We start from the raw sequence: 20,394 nt of genomic DNA on the forward strand, positions 1-20,394 counted from the left end.
ATCCCTGCGCCCAGGCAACCGCCGAGGCCGGCGGGGCCGCCCGGCGAACGCCGGTCTTGGAGGGAGCCGCCCGGCGCTCAAGAATCGATCTGGAGGGCGCCGCCGAATAAGGCCGCGCCGTGATCGGCCCTCTTGCGGCGCGCTTCGCGTTCACCTTCGGGCTTTACTTTCGGAAAACGACAGGCGAATGGTCTGGCGACGAACGACGGGCCGTCCCTCGGCGGACCCAATGGGAAGGAATTGCATATGGGTGCGAAGCTGGGCGGCGGAGGCGGCGGCAAGAAGTTCGACCTCGGCCAGAACAGCGACATCAACGTGACGCCCTTCGTGGACGTCATGCTGGTGCTCCTCATCATCTTCATGGTGTCGATTCCGGCGGCGACGGTGTCGATCAAGCTCGACCTGCCTCCGGCCATTCCGCCGCCGCCCGGCACCAAGGTGAAGGAGCCGATCCTGGTGAACATCCAGCAGGGCGGCGGAATCTTCATCGGCGAGCAGAAGACCTCGCTCGCCAACCTGACCAGCGATCTGGCCGTGGTGCTGACCAAGGAAGATCCGGTCACCCCGCCGACCGAACAGCGCGTCTATATCCGCGCCGACCGGACGGTGAAGTACGGTGACTTCATGTCGGTGATGAACGACCTGCAGGAAAACGGCTTCTATCAGGTCGCCCTGATTAACGAAGACCTCTAGGCCTTCGCACCGATCCAAACGAAAGAGCCCGCCCGGGGAGACCCAGGCGGGCTTTTTTTGTCCGCTTTCTTGTCCGCGTCCGTCCGCGATCGCCGCCCGGGCGTCAGGCGGCGCAGGCCTCGAAGCCCTTGCGCAGGGCGTCCTCGTCGAGGTTGCGGCCGATGAACACCAGCCGGCTGAAGCGCGGTTCGTCGGGCTTCCATTCGCGCTGGAAGTCGCCCTCCAGGATCATGTGCACGGCCTGGAACACCAGCCGGCGGTTCTCCCCGGCCACATCCAGGATGCCCTTGGCGCGCAGGATGTCGGGCCCCTGCGTCTGCAGCACGTTGTTGAGCCACTGGGTCACGCGGTTCCCGTCGATCGGCTTGTCCAGGGTCAGCGAAATCCCGCGGATGCCGGCCTCGGCCACGTGGTCGTGGTGATCGTGGTGGTCGTGATCGTGATCATGATGGTGGTGGTCATGATCGTGGTCGTGGTGGTCGCAGTGCTCGTCGTGCACGTGGCCCGGCTCGCCGTGCGCCGGGTTCAGGAATTCCGGCTGCAGCTCGGTGATGCGCTCCAGGTCGAAGCCGCCGCGGCCGAGGATCGCGTCCAGCGGCACGTTGGAGCGCTGGGCCCGGTGGATCGGCGCCAGCGGGTTGAGCCGGCGGATCTGCGCCTCGACCGCCGCGAGGTCGGCCTCGGACACCAGGTCGGTCTTGTTCAGCACGATCTGGTCGGCGAAGGCGATCTGCTCCACCGCCTCCTTGGAGTCGGCCAGGCGCAGCGGCAGGTGCTTGGCGTCGACCACCGTGGTCACGCTGTCCAGCTCGGCCTTGGCCCGCACGTCGTCGTCGACGAAGAAGGTCTGGGCCACCGGGCCGGGATCGGCCAGGCCCGTGGTCTCCACGATGATCGCGTCGAACTTGCCCTTGCGGCGCATCAGGCCCGAGAGCACGCGGATCAGGTCGCCGCGCACCGTGCAGCAGACGCAGCCGTTGTTCATCTCGAACACTTCTTCGTCCGCGCCGACGATCAGGTCGTTGTCGATGCCGACCTCGCCGAACTCGTTGACGATGACGGCGTAGCGCTTGCCGTGGTCCTCGGACAGGATGCGGTTGAGCAGCGTGGTCTTGCCGGCGCCGAGATAGCCGGTCAGCACGGTGACGGGGGTCTTGTCGGTCATGGCGCTCATCTAGTCATTGCGGGGGCAGGATGGAACAGGCTGATCGTCGGCGCGGCCTCTGTTCCCGCCGCCTTGACCGCCACATGTGTTATATAATAACACTTGAACTCCATCGCACGAGAGGCGCGGCCCTTGAACGCCCATACCCCCGGTCAGACCGTCGACGCCGAGACGAGCGCCGAGACGAGCCTTGACGCCTTCCGGGCGGACCGCACCTACCTGGGCGCGGACCATGCGCGCAATGAGCGGCGCACCCGCCTGGTGGCGGCGATCTGCGTGGCCAGCCTGGCCATGCAGGTGGCCGGCGGCCTGGCGTTCAACTCCATGGCGCTGGTGGCCGGCGGCCTGCACATGGCCGGCCACGTCGCCGCCCTGGCCGTGGCCGCGGCGGCCTACGCCCTGGCGCGCCGCTACGCCGCCGACCGCCGCTTCACCTTCGGCGCCGGCAAGTTCGGCTACCTGGCGGCCTTCGCCAACGCGGTGGTTCTGGCCGTGACGGCCATCCTGGTGCTGGCCGAAAGCCTGGGGCGCCTGTTCGCCCCCGCTGACGTGGGCTACGACGCGGCCCTGCCGCTGGCCGGCGCGAGCCTGGCCGTCAATCTCCTCAGCGCCTGGCTCCTGCGTCCCGCGCGCCGGGACCACGATCACGACGAGCACGGCGACCTTAACCTCAGCGTCGCCCACCTGCACCTGACCGCCGACGCCGCCGTGTCCGCCCTGGCGATCCTGGGCCTCGCGGCCGGCCGCCTCCTGGGCTGGAGCTGGGCCGACCCGGCCGCCGGCGTCGTCGGCGCCCTCCTGATCGGCCAGTTCGCCTATGTCCTGCTGCGCCGGGCCGGCGCGACCCTGCTCGACATGAATCCCAGCCCCGAACTGGCCGCGGAGGTGCGCCGGCGGCTGGAAGGCGACGGCGCGCGGGTGCTGGATCTGCACCTGTGGCGGCTGGGCCCGGGCCACCACGCCGCGATCGTCACCCTGGCCGGCGGGGACAGCCGCACGGCAGAGGCCTATCGCGCCCGCCTGGCCGGCCTGCCGGGGCTCAGCCACGTGACCATCGAACTGCGCGCCGCGCCGGCCGCATGAGCGTGTGGGAAGGCCACTGGCGCGTTGACTCAGGCGAGCGCCTCTGTATAAGTCCGCGCCTCTCGCCCGCGGGGCTTCTCGCGGGCGTATTCCATTCTGCGACAACGCACTCACTATAAGAACTTAAGGCGCGAACGATGTACGCGGTGATCAAGACCGGCGGCAAGCAGTACCGAGTTAAGGCCGGCGATCTGCTCGTGGTCGAAAAGCTCGAGGGCGAACCCGGCGCCAAGGTGGCGTTCGGCGAAGTCCTGATGCTGGGCGAGGGCGAAGCGGTGACCGTGGGCGCCCCGACCGTGGACGGCGCTTCGGTGAGCGCGACCCTGATCGAAACCCGCAAGGGCGAGAAGGTTAAGATCTTCAAGAAGATCCGTCGCCAGGGCTACCGCCGCACCCGCGGCCATCGCCAGACCGAGTCGGTGCTGCGGGTGACCGCCATCGCCGGCGCCGGCAAGTCCGAGACCTGGGACGGCGAAGTCGACCTGACGCCCAAGGCCGTGCTCGACGCGCGCGCCCGCGGCCTGTCGATCGAAGTCGCCGCGCCGGTGGCCGCCGAGGCCCCCAAGGCCCCGGCCAAGAAGGCCGCCGCCAAGAAGGCGGACGAGGCCGTGACGCCGGAGAACGTCGAGGTCGAAACCGTGGTGGTGTCCGACGAGGGCGGCCACGTCGAGGCCAAGATCGTCGAGAAGGCCGAAGCCGCCCCGAAGAAGGCCGCGGCTCCGAAGAAGGCCGCCGCCAAGGCGTCCGACGAGGCCGACGCGGGTGAAAAGAAGGCTGCGCCGAAGAAGGCCGCCGCCAAGAAGACGGAGAAGGACGCCGAGTAGGGCGTCCGCTGAAAGGTTTAGGAGAGCGCTATGGCTCACAAGAAATCGGGCGGCTCCTCGCGCAACGGGCGCGATTCTGATGGCCGCCGTCTCGGCGTGAAGAAGTTCGGCGGCGAAGCGGTCGTCCCGGGCAACATCATCATCCGCCAACGCGGCACCAAGTTCTTCGCCGGCGACAACGTCGGCATGGGCAAGGACCATACCCTCTTCGCGACCGCCGCCGGCGCCGTGAAGTTCGTCACCAAGCGCGACGACCGCACCTACGTGACCGTGGTGCCGGAGACTATGGCCGCCGAATAAGGCGAAACCTCCACTTTCCGGTTTCGCCCTGACGCAATCAGGCAAACCGGACGTGAGACCAAGCGGGGAGTCCGGCGCGCCGGGCTCCCCGCTTTGCTTTTGCGCCCCATGGCCTCAGGCTTGGGGGAGGAGGACGAGATGGTCGACCACGACGTCTCACCGATCGTCGAAACCGAACGCCTGGCGCTGCGCGCGCCGACCCCGCGCGACGCCGACCGCCTCGCCGCGCTGGCCGGCGACCTCGAGATCGCTCGCATGACCTCTTCCATCCCGCATCCCTACACCATTGAGGATGCAAGGGAATTTCTGGACAGGGCGGTCGAACTCGACGCGACGACGCGCGCCAGCTTCGCCATCGACCATGACGGCCAGCTCATCGGCATGCTGGGCTTCCACCCCATGGAGGACGGCCGCACCGAGCTGGGCTACTGGATCGGCGCGCCGCACCGCGGGCGCGGCTTCGCCACCGAAGCGGTCCTCGGGGCGCTGACCTGGGCTTCGCGCGACTGGAGCCGCCGCTACGTCATGGCCCGCCACTTCTCCGACAACCCCGCCTCGGGCGAGGTTCTGTGCAAGGCCGGCTTCCTCTACACCGGCGAAGTCGTGCTCGGCCGGTCCCGCGCGCGGGCCGAGCCGGCGCCGGCGCGCACCATGGTGTGGCTCGCCTGACCGTGAGCCCGCGCCCCGCAGCCTGTGAGGAGGCCCGCCATGCAGCCCGCTCCCCTCGCCGTTCTCCTCCAGGGACGGCCGATCGTCTGGCGCGTGGTCCTGGCGCTCGCCTTGAGCTGGGTGCTGGCGGCCTCCTCGTGGGCGGCCCTGCCCATGGTCCCCGCGCCCATGACCTTGCAGACCTATGCGCTGCTGACGGTCGCGGCCCTGGCCGGGCCCCGGCTGGCCTTCGAGGCGATCGTCATCTGGCTCGGCCAGGCCGCGCTCGGCCTGCCGTTGCTGGCGGGCGGCGCCGGCGGACTGTCGGCCCTCGCCGGACCGACGGCGGGCTTCCTGGCCGGCTTCCTCGTCGCCGGGACGGCGACGGCCTGGCTGGCGCGGCGTCCAGCCCTGCAGGGCTGGGCGGGGCTCACCGGCCTCTTCCTGGCCGCGCACGCCGTGATCCTGGCTCTGGGATGGGCCTGGCTCGCCACGCGCATCGGCCCGGCGAAGGCCTGGAGCGGAGGGGTCTGGCCGTTCCTGCCCGGCGCGGCGGTCAAGAGCCTGGCCGCCGCGGCGAGCGTGAAGCTGGCCGCCCCGGCCCTGCGCGCGCTGGCCTGACGCAGGCCCGGGCGAATCGGGCCGCTCGACGGGCGGCTCCGGCTGGTTCAAAAGGCGCGGCATGAAGTTTCTCGACCAGTGCAAGATCTACGTCCGCTCCGGCTCCGGCGGCGGCGGCGCCGTGTCCTTCCGGCGCGAGAAGTTCATCGAGTACGGCGGCCCCGACGGCGGCGACGGCGGCAAGGGCGGCGACGTGTGGATCGAGGCGGTCGACGGCCTCAACACCCTGATCGACTACCGCTACCAGCAGCACTTCCGCGCCGAGACCGGCGGCCACGGCATGGGCAAGAACCGCCACGGGGCCAACGGCGCCGACGTGGTGCTGAAGGTGCCCGTGGGCACCCAGGTGCTGGACGAGGACAAGGAGACGCTGATCGCCGACCTCGACCACCTGGGCGCGCGCATGCGCCTGTGCAAGGGCGGCAACGGCGGCTTCGGCAACACCTACTTCAAGGGTCCGATCAACCAGGCCCCGCGCCACGCCAATCCCGGCCAGGAGGGCGAGGAGCGGGCGATCTGGCTTCGCCTGAAGCTGATCGCCGACGTGGGGCTGGTGGGCCTGCCGAACGCCGGCAAGTCCACCTTCCTGGCCGCGGCCTCGGCCGCCAAGCCGAAGATCGCCGACTACCCCTTCACCACGCTCGCGCCGAACCTCGGCGTGGTCGACCTGTCGCCCAGCGAGCGCTTCGTGATCGCCGACATCCCCGGCCTGATCGAGGGCGCCTCGGAGGGCGCGGGGCTGGGCACGCGTTTCCTCGGCCATGTGGAGCGCAGCGCCAGCCTGATCCACCTGGTGGACGGAACCCAGGACGACGTCGTCGGCGCCTGGCGCACCGTGCGCCACGAGCTGGACGCCTACGGCGAGGGCCTGGCCGACAAGACCGAATTCCTGGCGCTCAACAAGATCGACGCCCTGGACGCGGAGACCCGCGCGGCCAAGGCCGCCGAGCTGGAAGCCGCCTGCGGCAAGAGGCCGTTCCTCGTCTCCGGCGTGTCCGGCGAGGGCGTCACCGAGCTGCTGCGCGCCGCCTACGCCGAGGTGCGCCTGCGCCGCGCCGAAGCCGTCGAGGATGAGGACGAGGACGAGGACGCCGCGCCCGAGTCCGGGGGCTGGACCCCGTGAGCGGCCTGGATCGCGCACGGCGCGTCGTCGTCAAGGTCGGCTCGGCCCTGGTGGCCGGCGCCGGCGGCGGATCGGCCGACGCCGCCTGGCTCGCCGCCTTCGCCGCCGACGCCGCCCGCCTGCGCGCGCGCGGCCAGCAGGTGCTGGTGGTCTCCTCCGGCTCCATCGCGCTCGGCCGCCGGCGGCTGGGGCTGGGGCGCCGGGCCCTGACCATCCCCGAGAAGCAGGCCGCCGCCGCCGCCGGCCAGTCCGGCCTGATGCGCGCCTGGGAAGAGGCGTTCGAGCCGCATGGCCTGGCCGTGGCCCAGGTGCTGCTCACCCGCGACGACACCGAGGTCCGCCGCCGCTGGCTGAACGGCCGCGCCACCCTGGAGACCCTGCTGGACCTGGGCGTGATCCCGGTGATCAACGAGAACGACACCGTGGTCACCGAGGAGATCCGCTACGGCGACAACGACCGCCTGGCCGCCCGCGTGGCGCAGATGATCGGCGCCGACGTCCTGGTGCTGCTGTCCGACATCGACGGGCTCTACACCGCCGACCCCCGGCGCGAGCCGGACGCGCGCCACCTGGCGCGCATCGAGCGCCTGACCGCCGAGATCGAGGCCATGGCCGGCGGCGCCAACGCCGGCGCGGGCGTGGGCACCGGCGGCATGGCCACCAAGCTGGCCGCCGCCCGCATCGCCCAGTCCGCCGGCTGCGCCACGGTGATCACCCTGGGAACCCGGCCCGCGCCGCTGAAGGCCGTGGAAGAGGGCGAGCGGTCCACCGTGATCGAGCCCGCCACCACGCCGGCCGCCGCCTACAAGGCCTGGATCGCCGGCTCCCTCGCGCCCGGCGGGGCGCTGATCGTCGACGAGGGCGCGGCCCAGGCGCTGGGACGCGGCAAGAGCCTGCTGGCGGCGGGCGTGCGCCGCGTGGAGGGCCGCTTCGGCAAGGGCGACGCGGTGGTGATCCGCGACGAGGCCGGCCGCGAGGTGGGCCGCGGCCTCAGCCGCTACGACGCCGCCGACGCCGAGCGGGTCTGCGGGCTCAAGTCCGACGCCATCGAGGCCGTGCTGGGCTACACCGCCGGCCCGCTGATCCACGTGGACGACCTGGCGCTCGCCGATCGCGCCAAGGCCTGACGGCCCGCGCCCGAAGCCCTCAGGCGCAGCCCCAGTCGCGCCCGATCGCGCGCTTCAGGTGCGCCCGCGTGGCCGCCTCGAAGGCGTCCGGCCAGGGCGCGCCGATGCGCTCGGCCAGGGCGCGGGCGCGGGGCAGGAAGATGCGCGCATAGGCCAGGTGCGTGTCGATCACCGAATCCATGTCGGCCGCGGCGAGCGGCAGGCCGGTGGCCAGCTCCAGGTCGTCCGGCGGCAGGACGCGGGACAGCGACAGCGCTCCGGGCGGCGTGGGCAGGCCCTGCTCCTCCACCAGGAGCGAGATGATCGCCTGGCGCTGCAGCCCCGCGCCGGTGACCGACACGGCCACCTCGCCGCGGCCCACGACCACCGACAATAGCCCCAGCACCCGCAGGAACTCGCGCACCAGGACGTCCAGCCGCTGGGGGTCCGGCCCGCCCTCGCGCCGGCGCGGGCGCAGGGCCTCATGCACCCCGTCCCGGTCGATCAGCGGCTTGAGCTCGTCGCGCGCGCCGCTCACCACGCCCGGGACCGTCACCGTCAGGTCCAGCCGCGCCCAGTCGGCGGTGATGGCGGTGAACAGCGGCAGCGGTGGATGGGGCGCCTTCCAGTTGACGATCTCGACGGCCGCCTCGACCCACGGCAGAGCCTCGGCGACGAAGGCCTTGTGATCGTCCGCCCCCACCACGGCGATCAGGTCGACGTCGCTGAAATCGTCGCCCTCGCCGCGCCCCAGGCTGCCGCCGAGGAACAGCGCGCGCACGCGCTCGTCGCCCTGCGCGCGCGTCGCCACGGCGTCGATCAGCTCATCCCGCTGAGCCATGAAACACACCCCTGCATTGTCTGGCGGCACCCTAAGACGCGTCTTCACCAACGCAAAGGCGACTCATCGGATTTGCCGCGCGGGCCCATTGCGCCTACTAAGGCTCAACTTGAGCATATCGGACCGGACACGGACGATGGACGACGCCGCCGCCAGGACCGCCTCGACTGACGCCGCCGGGCCCTCCGCCCGGCTGGAGGCGCTGGTCCCCGGCATGGCCGTGATCTACGGCGGCGACAAGGTGGCCCACGTCACGCCGGCGCTCGCCGCCGCCTTCCGCCCCGGCGACCGGCTGGTGGTGGTGCAGGACACCGGCGCCCTCCTGCACGTGCCCGCCGCCGAGGCCGCCGTCGCCGAGGCCGCCGTGGGCCGCGCCCACGCCGCGTTCCAGCGGATGGGCCAGGTGTCCGACGCGGCTATCACCGCCTTCTTCGAGGCCTTCGCCGCCAACCTCGCCGATGACGCGCGCTGGGCGAAGATCGCCGCGGCCAACGCCGCCGACGTGGAGAGCGCCAGGGCCCGCGGCCGCTCCACCACCCGCCTTGTCGCCTCCGAGGCCATGCGCCGCGACATGATCGCCGGCCTGCGCGCCTGGGCGAGCGCGCCCGCCGCCCGCGGCCGGGTGATCGAGACCGTCCGCCACGACGGTTGGCGCGTGGAGCAGACCCTGGCGCCGCTGGGCGTGGTGGGCTTCGTGTTCGAGGGCCGTCCCAACGTCTTCGCCGACGCCACCGGCGTCCTGCGCACCGGCAACACCGTGGTCTTCCGCATCGGCTCGGACGCGCTGGGCACCGCCCGCGCCATCGTCGAGCACGCCCTGGACCCCGCCATCGCCGCCGCCGGCCTGCCCGCCGGCGCCGCGGCCCTGGTGGATTCGGCCGCCCACGCCGCCGGCTGGTCGATGTTCTGCGACACGCGCCTGTCCCTGGCCGTGGCCCGCGGCTCCGGCCCCGCGGTCGCCCAGCTCGGCGCCATCGCCCGCCAGGCCGGGACCGCCGTCAGCCTGCACGGCACAGGCGGCGCCTGGATGATCGCCGACGCCGGCGCCGACCCGGTCCGCTTCCACGCCGCGGTGTTCCACTCCCTGGACCGCAAGGTGTGCAACACGCTCAACGTCTGCTGCATCGTGCGCGAGCGCGCCGAGGCGCTGGTTCCCCTGTTCCTGAAGGCCCTGCATCAGGCCGGCGAGCGGCGCGGCCACGGCGCCAAGCTGCACGTGGTCGAGGGCTCGCAGGGCTGGATTCCCGCCGACTGGATGGGCGCCCGCACCCTCGTCTCCCGCGCTGAGGGCCCCTGCGAGGAGCCTCTCGTCGAACGCCTGGCCGAAGCCGACCTCGGCCGCGAATGGGAGTGGGAGGAGACCCCCGAGGTCACGCTGGCGGTGGTGGACGACCTGGACCAGGCCGTCGGCCTCTTCAACCGCTACAGCCCCCAGTTCACCGCCAGCCTGATCTCAGGGGACGCGGACGCCCAGCGCCGCTTCTACGAGAGCGTCAACGCCCCGTTCGTCGGCGACGGCTTCACCCGCTGGGTGGATGGCCAGTACGCCCTGGACAAGCCCGAGCTCGGCCTCTCGAACTGGGAGCACGGGCGCCTCTTCGCCCGCGGCGGCGTCCTGGCCGGCGACGGCGTGTTCACCGTGCGCAGCCGCGTGGTGCAGGACGACGCGCACCTGGACCGGGGCGGAGCGCCCACCCCTTGAAGCAGACACTTCGCCATGTGGTTCGCCGGACCGGCTCGCCGCGTCCCTGAGGCCGGCCGGCCCGCCATGCTGCGCCCGGGCTTCTCGCTCGCGCCCGGCATGCGCGTCGGGCTGTACGGGGGCTCGTTCAACCCCGCGCACGAGGGCCACGCCCACGTGGCCGAGACCGCGCGCCGGCGGCTGCACCTGGACCGGGTGATCTGGCTGGTCTCGCCGCAGAATCCGTTGAAATCCACCCGCGAGACGGCCGACCTGTCCCATCGCCTGGCCGGCGCGCGCCGCCAGGCCCGCGGCCGCGGCATGATCGTCTCCGACGTCGAGAGCCGCATCGGCACCCAGTACACGGTCGACACCATCCGCGTGATGAAGGCCCGCTATCCGGGGGTGAAGTTCGTCTGGATCATGGGCGCCGACAGCCTGGCAAACTTCCACCGCTGGCGCGGCTGGACCCAGATCATGCGCGAGGTGCCCGTCGCCGTGGTCTCGCGCCCCTGGATCTCCCTGAAGAGCCGTTCCTCGCCGGCGGCCCGCCGCTTCGCCTCGGCCCGGCTCTCCTCGGCCCGCGCCGCGCTGCTGCCCGGCTCGACGACGCCGCGCTGGACCTTCCTGCGCGGACCCTTGAATTTCCAGTCCTCGACGGCCCTGCGCGAGCGCATGGGACGGACCGTCCCGTGACACGCGAAACAGGCGCCTGACCAAGGCCTCAGTCTGTGTTAGCCTGCGGGTCGCGAGGACTAGAGGAGCATCCCGCTGAACACCCAACCCGCGCCGCGCGCGCAGGAGGACATCGGCCCCGCCGAGCCCTCCCCGGAGGACCAGGGACGCGTCGGCGCCTTGGAAGATCTGATCCTGGCCCGTCTGGACGACGACAAGGCCCAGGACGTCGTTTTCATCGACCTCAGAGGCAAGAGCGCTGTGGCGGACGGCCTGATCGTGGCGTCCGGCCGCTCGCATCGGCACGTCGGCGCCATGGCCGACCACCTGCTGCGCGCCCTGAAGGAGCACGGCTACGGCCGCGCCCGGGTCGAGGGCATGCCGCACTGCGACTGGGTGCTGATCGACACGGGGGATGTGATCATCCACCTGTTCCGCCCCGAGGTGCGCGCCTTCTACAACATCGAGAAGATCTGGTCGGTGGAGCCGCCGGCCCGCAGCGCGGCGAACTGACCGCCCGCTTGTGAAGATCGCCATTGTCGCCATCGGCCGGCTGGCTCGTTCTCCCGAGACCGAGCTGGTCAAGCTCTACGCGGAGCGGGCCGGGGCGGCCGGCCGCGCCCTGGGCCTGGGTCCGGTGGAGGTGGTCGAGGTGGAGCCGCGCAAGGCCGGCAAGGCGGCCGAGGCCGAAGCCCTGCGCCCGCATCTGGTCCAGTCCCACGTCGTCGCCTGCGACGAGCACGGCGCGGCGCGTCCCTCGCGCGACTTCGCCGCGGAGATCGGCCGACTGCGCGACGACGGCGTGCGCCGCCTGGCCTTCGTCATCGGCGGCGCCGACGGGCTGGATCCGGCCCTGCTGGCCGAGGCCCAGGGCAAGCTCGCGTTCGGCCCGCAGACCTGGCCCCATGCGCTCGCCCGCGCCATGCTGGCCGAGCAGATCTACCGCGCCGTCACCATTCTGGCCGGAAGTCCCTATCATCGGGATTGAGGCGACGCAGGCGCGCGCTTAAGCCTGGACCATGGTTCGCCGCCGGATCGCCATGCCCGCCGCCCTGGCCCTGATGGTCGCGATGGGCTGCGCCGCGCTCGCCCAGACCGACCGCGCCCGCGAACGGCTGGCCGACCTGAACCTGCGCGAGACCGAGCTGAACGCCGAGCAGGGCAAGAACCTCAACCGCATCGCCCGGCTCCTCAGCGTCCTGGTGCAGATCCGGCGCGATCCGCCGCCGGCGCTGCTGGTGAGCCCGCAGGACGCCAAGGACGCCGTGCGCGCGGCGATCCTGGTCAAGGCGATGACGCCGGCGCTGCAGGACCGCGCGCGGTCCTACGCGGCCGAGGCCGTGGAGATCGCCCGCCAGCGCCGCCTGGCCGCCGTGGCCAGCGCCACCGTGTTCACCGCCGACAGCGAGGCCGCCGACCACACCACGCCCGAGACCCTGGATCGGGCCGAACTCGAACAAGCGCGCGCCAGGCTCGAGAAGGAACTGGTGAGCCCGCCCAAGGAGCTGCTCGTCCCCGTGGCCGGGCCGGTGATCCACGGCTTCGGCGACAAGGCGGTCGGCGGCGGCCGCACGGAGGGCCTGACCTTCCGCGCCGGGCGCAACGCCCGCGTTCAGGCGCCGGCCACCGGGCTGGTGCAGTACGTCTCCCCGGTGAAGGGCTGGGGCGTCATCGTTATTTTACGAATGCTGGGCGGATATCACCTGGTGCTCGCCGGATTGGACCGCTCGCCCCTTCAGGTCGGACAATCCGTCGCGCCGGGCCAGACTGTCGGTTGGATGCCTGATGCGAGACAATCGTCCGCCGATCTCTATTTCGAGGTTCGACAGCGCGGAGAGCCAGTTGATCCGCGACGCTGGATGAGCCCCAATGCAGAAGACGGCCGAGGGGGCTGAAACGCGTGAGCGACGCATGTCCGTCGCAAGGGAGCCTGTAGGCAGGCAGATGAAGAAGTACCTTCTGATCGGCATTTCGGCCTTCGCCATGGGCGCCGGCTCCATGGCCTACCTCAGCCAGCAGGCCGCGGCCTCGGCCACGGTCCAGCCGCGCACCAAGACCTATCAGATGCTCGAGCTGTTCGGCGACGTGCTGGACACCGTCGAGCGCCAGTACGTGACCCAGGTCGACGACACCAAGCTGATCCAGGCCGCCATTGACGGCATGCTCACCTCGCTCGATCCGCACTCCGGATATCTGGACCCCGAGAGCTTCGACGACATGCGCGACCAGACGCGCGGCGAATACGGCGGCCTCGGCATCGAGGTCACCAGCGAGGACGGCGTGGTCAAGGTGATCTCGCCGATGGACGGCACCCCGGCCGCCGAGGCCGGCATCAAGGCCGGCGACTACATCACCGCCGTCAACGGCGAGAGCGTCCTGGGCATGAGCGTCAACGACGCGGTCAAGGAAATGCGCGGCAAGCCCGGCGAGGCCGTCACCCTGACCATCGCCCGCGAGAAGACCGATCCGTTCGACGTGAAGGTCGTGCGCGAGGTGATCAAGCCGAAGTCGGCGGTGGCCCGGCTCGAGGGCGACTACGGCTATCTGCGCATCTCCTCGTTCAACGAGCGCACCACCGAGGACGCCGAGGCGGCCCTGGCCAAGATTCGCGCCGAGGACCCGAAGATGAAGGGTCTGATCCTCGACCTGCGCAACAACCCCGGCGGCCTGCTCGACCAGGCCGTGGGCGTGGCCGACATGTTCCTCGACGGCGGCGAGATCGTCTCCCAACGCGGCCGCGATCCGCGCGACGTGGAGCGCTACAACGCCCGTCCCGGCGACGAGGCCCAGGGTCTGAAGATGGTGGTGCTGGTGAACTCCGGCTCGGCCTCGGCGGCCGAGATCGTCGCCGGCGCCCTGCAGGACCGCAAGCGCGCCGAGCTGGTGGGCCTGACCACCTTCGGCAAGGGCTCGGTGCAGACCGTCATCCCCCTGCGCGGCGGCATGGACGGGGCGCTGAAGCTGACCACGGCGCGCTACTACACCCCCTCGGGCCGCTCCATCCAGAAGACCGGCATCACCCCGGACCTGGAGGTCGCCTCCAGCCGCGAGGAGGCCCAGGCCATCGCCAACCGGGCCTTCCAGTTCAGCGAGGCGTCGCTGCGCAACGCGCTGAACGCCGACGAGGGCAAGGTGCGCGAGGGCGCCCACGAGCCGGCCGAGGAGCCGCCGGAAAGCTTCGATCCGAAGAAGGACTTCCAGCTCGTCCGCGCCGAGGACGTCTTGAAGTACGGCTCGGTGGCCGCCACGCCGAAGATGCCCAAGCCCACGGCCAAGCTCGCCGAGATCACCTCGCCGAAGGTGAAGGGCTCCGAGGCCCCGGCCGTCAACAAATAGGCGCGATCAGGGCTCGGCGTCCCGCGCCGGGCCCTTTGCGTTAAGCGCTTCATTAACCATATCGGGACACGTTCCAGGGGCCGCCATTCGCATCCCGGGCCATGTTCTCCAAGAAGTCCCTCAAGCCGGCCGCCGCCCCTGTCGCCCGCCCCCGGTGGAGCGCGCCGGAAGGCGCACGCGCGGCTCTGGCCAACCCCTATGTCGGCGCCAGCGGCGCGGCCGTCCTGCTGCTGGCCGCCCTCGTCGCCCTGATCGCCATCGCCGGCGATCCCAAGGCGGGCGAGCCGCAGGTGCGCATCTCGCTGGCCAAGATCGCCGCCAGCGCCGCCCCGGCCGGCTGGCGCGAGGCCCTGGTGCAGGAACAGCCCGGCCGCCAGACGGTGACCGAGGAGCTCTACCAGCTCTCCGAGAAGCCCCAGCCCATCGAGGGCCAGGCGGTGATCACCCTGCCGGGCGCCCAGGCTCATCATGGCGCGGCCCTGCCGCCGGCGCCGATCGCCGGCCTGCAGACCCAGGGCCCGAACGGCCCCCTGCCGATCATCGCCGCCGACGGGCGCACGCCGGCCGAGGCCTATGCGCGGCCCTTCACCTCCGACGGGCGGCCGAAGATCGCCCTGGTGATCGGCGGCCTGGGCCTGAACGCCAAGGCCACGCGCGAGGCCATCGAGACCCTGCCGGGCGAGATCACCCTGTCGTTCGTGCCCTATTCGGAGGGGCTGCAGGGCTGGATCGACCTGGCCCGCGAGAACGGCCATGAGGTGCTGCTGGAAGCGCCCATGGAGCCCACCGACTATCCGGAGAACGATCCGGGCCCCTACACCCTGATGGCCGCCGCCCCGCCCGGCGACACCGTGCGCAAGCTGGAGTGGCTGTTGTCGCGCGCCACCGGCTACTTCGGCCTGACCAACTACCTGGGCTCGCGCTTCCTGGCCTCCGACAAGGCCATGGCCGCCTTCACCGGCGCGCTGAAGACCCGCGGCCTGGCCTTCATCGACGACGGTTCGGCCGCGCGCAGGGGCGCCGGCGTCCCCCGCGCCTCGGCCGACCGGATCATCGACGACCAGCTTTCCGAGGACGCGATCGACCAGCAGCTGCTGGCCCTGGAGGCCGGCGCCCTGCAGCACGGCCAGGCGCTGGGCTCGGGCTTCGCCTATCCGGTGACGATCGAGGAGGTCGCGCGCTGGGCCGCCCAGGTGCAGCAGCGCGGCTACCAGCTCGCGCCGGCCTCGGCGCTGATGGGGCGCAAATGACCGATCTGGCGCTCTATCGCCCCAACGTGGGCGTGGTGCTGTTCCATCCCGACGGCCACGTCTGGCTGGGCCGCCGGAACAATACGCCCGCCCCCTACAACTGGCAGTTCCCCCAAGGCGGCGTCGACGACGGCGAGGACCTGCAGTCTGCGGCCCTGCGCGAGCTCGCCGAGGAGACCGGCGTGACCTCGGCGACGGTGCTGGCCCGCACGGACGACTGGCTGACCTACGACTTTCCCCCCGATCACGGCGGATCCAAGCAGGCCAGGGGCTGGAAGGGCCAGCGCCAGGTGTGGTTCGCCGCGCGTTTCGACGGCGAGGAGGACGAGATCGATCTCCTCGCCCATCCGCCCCAGGAGTTCGACGCCTGGCGCTGGGCCGCGCTGGACGAGGCGGCCGAGGTGGTGGTGCCGTTCAAGCGGCAGATCTATCTGACGGTGGCCGAGGCCTTCCGCGTTTTCGCCGGATAGGCGGGCCGGGGCTCCGGCGCGGCCTGAAAGGCTTGCACCTCGGGGAAATACTGGTGATTGATCATGGACCTGCGCCCACGGTCGGGGCGATGAGCAACGCTGAGACGGGGGTTCGATGCCGGCGCCTGTAGTGATGGTGCATGGCGCCTTTTGCGGCGGCTGGGTGTTCGACGACTTTCGGGTTCCGTTCGAGGCGGCGGGGCACCAGGTGCTCTGTCCGGACCTGCGCGGCCACGGCGCGGACGAGCCGCCCCAGTCGGTGGCCGGCGTCTCCATGAGCGACTTCGCCCAGGACATCATGGCCTTCTGCGCCGGGCTGGACGAGCCGCCGATCCTCTTGGGCCACTCCATGGGCGGGCTGGTGGCCCAGCTCGCCGCGCGCCGCACGCCCCTCGCCGCCCTGGTGCTCCTGGCCCCTTCCGCCCCCTGGGGCGTGACCGGCTCGACCGTGGAGGAGGCCGTCACCGCCATGGGGCTGCAGGCGCTCGGCCCCTTCTGGTTCCACGCGATCCCGCCGGACGTGGGGCTGATGGTCAACTATTCCCTGGACCGCATGCCCAAGGGCGAGCGGCGGCCCGTCCTGGAGCGGCTGCGGCCCGAGAGCGGCCGCGCCGTCTGGGAGACGCTGAACTGGTGGATGGACCCGATGATGACCACCAGCGTCGGCCTGCGCACGCCCTCGGCGCCGGCCCTGGCCCTGGTGGGCGAGCGCGACGTCGTGCATCCGCCGGCCACGGTCAAGCAGACCGCCCAGCGCATCGGCGCCGAGTTCCTGGTGCTGCCGGGCATGAGCCACTGGCTGCCGGGCGAACCGGGCTGGCAGGAGGTCGCCGAGATCGTGCTCGGCTGGCTTGAGGGGCTGGAGGCCAGCGCGCCGGCCTCGTCGCGGCGCTGAAGCGAGGCCGGCGTCGAACGCCGCTTAGAAGCTGCGTTCGCTGTAGAGGATCGTGGCCTGGTCGAACTTCTTGTCGATCGGGCTGTCGTCCGGGTTCTTCAGTTGCACCAGCACCAGGCCCGTCGACTGGTGATCGGTGAAGTACTCCCACGACAGGGTGACCCGCTTGACGCCATCGGCGCCGACGACGAAGTCGTTGCGCTGCATCGGCAGCTCGGGCTGGTGCAGGAAGGCCCAGATGTTCAGCGCGTTGACGATCGGCTTGGCCTCGCCCACCGCGTAGTGGACCGTCACGTTGCAGACGTTCTCGTTGGCGCCCTTGGGCAGGACCGAGATCTCATAGGGCTTGGCGCCCATGGTCTTCACCCAGGTGCCTTCGCGCTTGTTCTTCTTGAAGCCGAGCGGCTTGGCCAGCTCGTCCACCGTGCCGCCGTGCACCAGGGGCACGCAGATGTTGTTGATGACCGAGATCACCTCGGCGCCGTCGCCGGTGGTCGGCAGCGTCGGATGGGCCTCCGCGTCGTCGGCGGGCGCCGGAGCCGGCGCGGCGGCCGGCGCTTCGGCGGCGGGAGGCGCCTGCGTCTCGTCCGCAGGCTGGGCGACCGCAGCGGTGCTAAGCCCCGCAAGAACGATCAGACTGGCGACAACGGTCCGCATCACGAATTCCCCTGACTTCAATACGCCCTGACTTCAAACGCGCGGCATCACACTAAAGGCGGCCTGGCTTCGCAAGCCCCCCAGCGCGAATTTCAGCCCGTTCGAGCATGATCGGCGGCGGCTTGAGCGGCTTTCCCGCTCGAACGCGCCCCCGAGGCGGTTTGAATCCGGAACGCCGTCAGGCGGCGGGCGACCACGCCCGCGCCCGTCGCGCTCCAGACGTCAGGCGGCCGCTTCGACGGCGTGCTCGGCCAGGATGGTCAGGCCCTCGGCCGTCACGTCGGCGAAACCGCCCTTGAGGTCAAACACCGTGACTTGGGCGGCGTTCCGCACCACGACCCGGCCCTCGCGCAGGGTGGTCATGAACGGCGCGTGGCCAGCCAGCACGCCGAAGTCGCCTTCGGCGCCCGGCGCGTCCACCTGGTCCACTTCGCCCGAGAACAGTTCGCGCTCGGGCGAGACCAGCGAGAAGTGGAGCTTGTCGGCCATCAGGATCAGGCCTCGGCCGCCAGCTTTTCGGCCTTGGCCACCGCGTCTTCGATGGTGCCGACGTTGTAGAAGGCCGGTTCCGGCAGGTGGTCGTACTCGCCGTCGCAGATCGCCTTGAACGAGCGGATCGTGTCTTCCAGGCTCACGAACACGCCCGGCAGGTTGGTGAACTGCTCGGCCACGTGGAACGGCTGGGACAGGAAGCGCTGGATCTTACGGGCGCGGGCCACGATCAGCTTGTCCTCTTCAGACAGCTCGTCCATCCCCAGGATGGCGATGATGTCCTTCAGGGCCTTGTACTGCTGCAGGATTTCCTGCGTGCGGCGGGCGACGGCGTAGTGCTCCTCGCCGATCACCAGCGGGTCCATGATCCGGCTGGTGGAGTCCAGCGGGTCCACGGCCGGGAAGATGGCCTGGGCGGCGATGTCGCGGCTCAGCACGGTCGTCGCGTCCAAGTGGGCGAACGAGGTGGCCGGGGCCGGGTCGGTCAGGTCGTCGGCGGGCACGTAGATGGCCTGCACCGAGGTGATCGAGCCCTTGTTGGTCGAGGTGATGCGCTCCTGCAGGTTGCCCATCTCGGTGGCCAGGGTGGGCTGATAGCCCACGGCCGAGGGGATGCGGCCCAGCAGGGCCGACACTTCCGAGCCGGCCTGGGTGAAGCGGAAGATGTTGTCGATGAAGAGCAGCACGTCCTTGCCCTCTTCGTCGCGGAAGTACTCGGCCTGGGCCAGGCCGGTCAGGGCCACGCGGGCGCGGGCGCCGGGCGGCTCGTTCATCTGGCCGTAGACCAGGGTGCAGCGGCTCTCGCCGCCGCCGCCCGGCTGGTTCACGCCGGATTCGATCATTTCGTGGTAGAGGTCGTTGCCCTCGCGGGTGCGCTCGCCCACGCCGGCCAGCACGGAGTAACCGCCGTAGGCCTTGGCGATGTTGTTGATCAGCTCCTGCATGGTCACGGTCTTGCCCACGCCGGCGCCGCCGAACAGGCCGATCTTGCCGCCCTTGGTGTAGGGGCACATCAGGTCGATGACCTTGATGCCCGTGACCAGCACTTCGGCCTGCGTCGACTGCTCGGCGAAGGACGGGGCGTCGCGGTGGATGCCGCTGGTGAACTTGGAGTCGATCGGGCCGGCTTCGTCGATCGGCTCGCCGATGACGTTCATGATGCGGCCGAGCGTCGCCGGGCCGACAGGCACGGTGATCGCCGAGCCGGTGTCGACCACGGCCTGGCCGCGGGTCAGGCCCTCGGTGGTGTCCATAGCGATGGTGCGCACGGTGTTCTCACCCAGGTGCTGGGCGACTTCCAGCACCAGGCGGAAGGGCTGGCCGGTCCGCTGGTCGGTGTTGGTCGTCTCCAGCGCGTTCATGATCGCCGGCAGGTGGCCGTCGAACTCGACGTCGACGACGGCGCCGATGACCTGGGAGATGCGGCCCGTGGCCACGCCCTTGGCGGCGACCGGCGTGGTCGGCGCGGCGGCGGGCTTGGCCGGAGCCTTGCGGGCCGGGGCCTTGGCGGCGGTCTTCGGAGCGGCGGCCGCGGCGGCGGCTTTCGGCGCCGCAGCCTTCGGAGCGGCGGCCTTGGGGGCGGCGGGCTTCTTGGCCGGAGCCTTCGGGGTCGTAGCCATGGGGTCCAACTCTCTTCGGGTCTAGAGCGCCTCGGCGCCGGAGATGATCTCGATCAGCTCCTTGGTGATCTGCGCCTGGCGTGCACGGTTCATTTGCAGGGTGAGTTTGGCGATCATCTCGCCGGCGTTGCGGGTGGCGTTGTCCATCGCCGTCATCTGGGCGGCGAAGAACCCGGCCTGGTTCTCCAGCGTCGCCGAGAGGATCTGGACGGTCAGGTTCCGCGGCAGGAGGTCCTCCAGGATCGCTTCCTCGGAGGGCTCGTATTCATAGGCCGCGCCCTTCAGGTCGATCGGGGCCGCGCCGGCGTCCACCTGGGCGGGCACGAGCTGCACCGCGGACGGCACCTGGCTGACCACCGACTGGAACTGGTTGTAGATCAGGGTCACGACGTCGGCGTCGCCGCCCTCGAACAGCTCGATGATCTTGTCGGCCACGGCCTGGGCGGTGGCCATCGAGGGGTTGGAGCCCGCCTCGAAGAAGCCCACGAAGCGGTCGCCGTACAGGCGGCGGAGCTGGTCGCGGGCCTTCTTGCCGACCGCGATGATCCGCACGTCCTTGCCGGCGGCCAGGAGGCCCGAGATCTTCTCGCGGGCCAGGCGCACGACCGAGGAGTTGAAGCCCCCCGCCAGGCCGCGGTCCGAGGTCGCGACGACCACGAGCTGCTTGACGTCGGAGCCCGTGCCCACCAGCAGGCGCGGCGCGCCGTCGCCGGACACGCCCTGCGCCAGATTGGCGATCACCGAGGCCATACGCCGGGCGTAGGGCCGGGCGTTCTGCGCCGCATCCTGGGCGCGCCGCAGCTTGGCTGCGGCCACCATCTGCATCGCCTTCGTGATCTTCTGCGTGGCTTTCACGCTCGAGATCCGATTGCGCATGTCCTTGAGGCTGGCCATCCCCTTAGGTTCTCCGGCTCA

Annotated in this window: 22 protein-coding genes and 1 pseudogene; 17 read left to right on the forward strand and 6 right to left on the reverse strand. The window is 71.1% G+C overall.

Going from position 1 to position 20,394, the window contains the following annotated elements:
* Nucleotides 1-246 precede the first annotated feature (246 nt).
* Nucleotides 247-693, forward strand: a complete 447-nt coding sequence (locus tag ACE3TA_RS11070) for a biopolymer transporter ExbD (RefSeq protein ID WP_374573534.1) — start codon at nucleotides 247-249, stop codon at nucleotides 691-693.
* A 103-nt stretch (nucleotides 694-796) separates the two neighbouring features.
* Here the strand turns inward: ACE3TA_RS11070 and ACE3TA_RS11075 are convergent, their stop codons facing one another.
* On the reverse strand, nucleotides 797-1,867 hold the full coding sequence (locus ACE3TA_RS11075; RefSeq protein WP_374573536.1) for a GTP-binding protein: 1,071 nt from the start codon (nucleotides 1,865-1,867) through the stop codon (nucleotides 797-799).
* Between the two features lie 123 nt (nucleotides 1,868-1,990).
* Between ACE3TA_RS11075 and dmeF the strand changes: the two genes are divergently transcribed.
* The 7 genes and pseudogenes from dmeF to proB all read left to right on the forward strand — a co-directional run bounded on the left by dmeF (nucleotide 1,991) and on the right by proB (nucleotide 7,584).
* Entirely contained in the window at nucleotides 1,991-2,941 is a 951-nt protein-coding gene (gene dmeF / locus ACE3TA_RS11080; RefSeq protein ID WP_374573538.1) for a CDF family Co(II)/Ni(II) efflux transporter DmeF, read from the forward strand.
* 137 nt (nucleotides 2,942-3,078) lie between these two features.
* Nucleotides 3,079-3,516 (forward strand): annotated as a pseudogene (gene rplU / locus ACE3TA_RS11085) (50S ribosomal protein L21); the annotation flags it as partial.
* 279 nt (nucleotides 3,517-3,795) lie between these two features.
* A complete protein-coding gene (gene rpmA / locus ACE3TA_RS11090; protein ID WP_374573539.1) occupies nucleotides 3,796-4,065 on the forward strand; it encodes a 50S ribosomal protein L27 in 270 nt (89 codons plus the stop codon).
* A 138-nt stretch (nucleotides 4,066-4,203) separates the two neighbouring features.
* On the forward strand, nucleotides 4,204-4,734 hold the full coding sequence (locus ACE3TA_RS11095; protein ID WP_374573541.1) for a GNAT family N-acetyltransferase: 531 nt from the start codon (nucleotides 4,204-4,206) through the stop codon (nucleotides 4,732-4,734).
* 39 nt (nucleotides 4,735-4,773) lie between these two features.
* Nucleotides 4,774-5,334: a biotin transporter BioY gene (locus ACE3TA_RS11100; protein ID WP_374573543.1), complete on the forward strand. Its 561-nt coding sequence runs from the start codon at nucleotides 4,774-4,776 to the stop codon at nucleotides 5,332-5,334.
* 61 nt (nucleotides 5,335-5,395) lie between these two features.
* A complete protein-coding gene (gene obgE, locus ACE3TA_RS11105; protein WP_374573546.1) occupies nucleotides 5,396-6,457 on the forward strand; it encodes a GTPase ObgE in 1,062 nt (353 codons plus the stop codon).
* Entirely contained in the window at nucleotides 6,454-7,584 is a 1,131-nt protein-coding gene (gene proB, locus ACE3TA_RS11110) for a glutamate 5-kinase (protein ID WP_374573548.1), read from the forward strand. The genes obgE and proB overlap by 4 nt, the downstream gene beginning before the upstream one ends.
* A gap of 19 nt (nucleotides 7,585-7,603) precedes the next feature.
* Here the strand turns inward: proB and ACE3TA_RS11115 are convergent, their stop codons facing one another.
* Nucleotides 7,604-8,404, reverse strand: coding sequence for an aminoglycoside 6-adenylyltransferase (locus ACE3TA_RS11115; protein WP_374573550.1), 801 nt, complete (start codon nucleotides 8,402-8,404; stop codon nucleotides 7,604-7,606).
* Nucleotides 8,405-8,540: 136 nt separating this feature from the next.
* Between ACE3TA_RS11115 and ACE3TA_RS11120 the strand changes: the two genes are divergently transcribed.
* The 9 genes from ACE3TA_RS11120 (at nucleotide 8,541) to ACE3TA_RS11160 (ending at nucleotide 16,711) form a co-directional block, all read left to right on the forward strand.
* Nucleotides 8,541-10,106 (forward strand): aldehyde dehydrogenase family protein, encoded by a 1,566-nt coding sequence (locus ACE3TA_RS11120; RefSeq protein ID WP_374573552.1) that lies wholly within the window; start codon nucleotides 8,541-8,543, stop codon nucleotides 10,104-10,106.
* 15 nt (nucleotides 10,107-10,121) lie between these two features.
* The gene (locus ACE3TA_RS11125; protein WP_374573554.1) at nucleotides 10,122-10,781 is read left to right on the forward strand and encodes a nicotinate-nucleotide adenylyltransferase; all 660 of its coding nucleotides are present in this window, start codon (nucleotides 10,122-10,124) and stop codon (nucleotides 10,779-10,781) included.
* Between the two features lie 75 nt (nucleotides 10,782-10,856).
* Entirely contained in the window at nucleotides 10,857-11,273 is a 417-nt protein-coding gene (gene rsfS, locus ACE3TA_RS11130) for a ribosome silencing factor (RefSeq protein ID WP_374573691.1), read from the forward strand.
* A 10-nt stretch (nucleotides 11,274-11,283) separates the two neighbouring features.
* Nucleotides 11,284-11,748 carry a 23S rRNA (pseudouridine(1915)-N(3))-methyltransferase RlmH gene (rlmH, locus tag ACE3TA_RS11135; protein ID WP_374573556.1) on the forward strand — a complete coding sequence of 155 codons (465 nt, stop codon included), beginning with the start codon at nucleotides 11,284-11,286 and terminating at the stop codon, nucleotides 11,746-11,748.
* A 31-nt stretch (nucleotides 11,749-11,779) separates the two neighbouring features.
* Nucleotides 11,780-12,655 carry a murein hydrolase activator EnvC gene (locus ACE3TA_RS11140; protein WP_374573558.1) on the forward strand — a complete coding sequence of 292 codons (876 nt, stop codon included), beginning with the start codon at nucleotides 11,780-11,782 and terminating at the stop codon, nucleotides 12,653-12,655.
* Between the two features lie 49 nt (nucleotides 12,656-12,704).
* The gene (locus ACE3TA_RS11145) at nucleotides 12,705-14,096 is read left to right on the forward strand and encodes a S41 family peptidase (RefSeq protein ID WP_374573560.1); all 1,392 of its coding nucleotides are present in this window, start codon (nucleotides 12,705-12,707) and stop codon (nucleotides 14,094-14,096) included.
* Between the two features lie 101 nt (nucleotides 14,097-14,197).
* Nucleotides 14,198-15,346, forward strand: a complete 1,149-nt coding sequence (locus ACE3TA_RS11150; RefSeq protein ID WP_374573562.1) for a divergent polysaccharide deacetylase family protein — start codon at nucleotides 14,198-14,200, stop codon at nucleotides 15,344-15,346.
* Nucleotides 15,343-15,816, forward strand: a complete 474-nt coding sequence (locus ACE3TA_RS11155; protein ID WP_374573564.1) for an RNA pyrophosphohydrolase — start codon at nucleotides 15,343-15,345, stop codon at nucleotides 15,814-15,816. Before ACE3TA_RS11150 ends, ACE3TA_RS11155 begins: the two co-directional genes overlap by 4 nt.
* A 115-nt stretch (nucleotides 15,817-15,931) precedes the next feature.
* Nucleotides 15,932-16,711, forward strand: coding sequence for an alpha/beta fold hydrolase (locus ACE3TA_RS11160; protein ID WP_374573566.1), 780 nt, complete (start codon nucleotides 15,932-15,934; stop codon nucleotides 16,709-16,711).
* A 24-nt stretch (nucleotides 16,712-16,735) separates the two neighbouring features.
* On the opposite strand, the gene ACE3TA_RS11165 is transcribed toward ACE3TA_RS11160, so the two are convergent.
* The 4 genes from ACE3TA_RS11165 to ACE3TA_RS11180 all read right to left on the reverse strand — a co-directional run bounded on the left by ACE3TA_RS11165 (nucleotide 16,736) and on the right by ACE3TA_RS11180 (nucleotide 20,373).
* Nucleotides 16,736-17,368, reverse strand: coding sequence for a hypothetical protein (locus ACE3TA_RS11165; RefSeq protein WP_374573567.1), 633 nt, complete (start codon nucleotides 17,366-17,368; stop codon nucleotides 16,736-16,738).
* A 222-nt stretch (nucleotides 17,369-17,590) separates the two neighbouring features.
* Nucleotides 17,591-17,857, reverse strand: coding sequence for an ATP synthase F1 subunit epsilon (locus tag ACE3TA_RS11170; protein ID WP_374573569.1), 267 nt, complete (start codon nucleotides 17,855-17,857; stop codon nucleotides 17,591-17,593).
* A gap of 5 nt (nucleotides 17,858-17,862) precedes the next feature.
* Nucleotides 17,863-19,479 (reverse strand): F0F1 ATP synthase subunit beta, encoded by a 1,617-nt coding sequence (gene atpD, locus ACE3TA_RS11175; RefSeq protein ID WP_374573571.1) that lies wholly within the window; start codon nucleotides 19,477-19,479, stop codon nucleotides 17,863-17,865.
* 21 nt (nucleotides 19,480-19,500) lie between these two features.
* Nucleotides 19,501-20,373 (reverse strand): F0F1 ATP synthase subunit gamma, encoded by an 873-nt coding sequence (locus tag ACE3TA_RS11180; RefSeq protein ID WP_374573572.1) that lies wholly within the window; start codon nucleotides 20,371-20,373, stop codon nucleotides 19,501-19,503.
* Nucleotides 20,374-20,394: the final 21 nt, after the last annotated feature.

This window comes from Phenylobacterium sp. (assembly GCF_041916435.1).
In the GTDB taxonomy this organism is placed as follows: Bacteria; Pseudomonadota; Alphaproteobacteria; order Caulobacterales; family Caulobacteraceae; genus Phenylobacterium.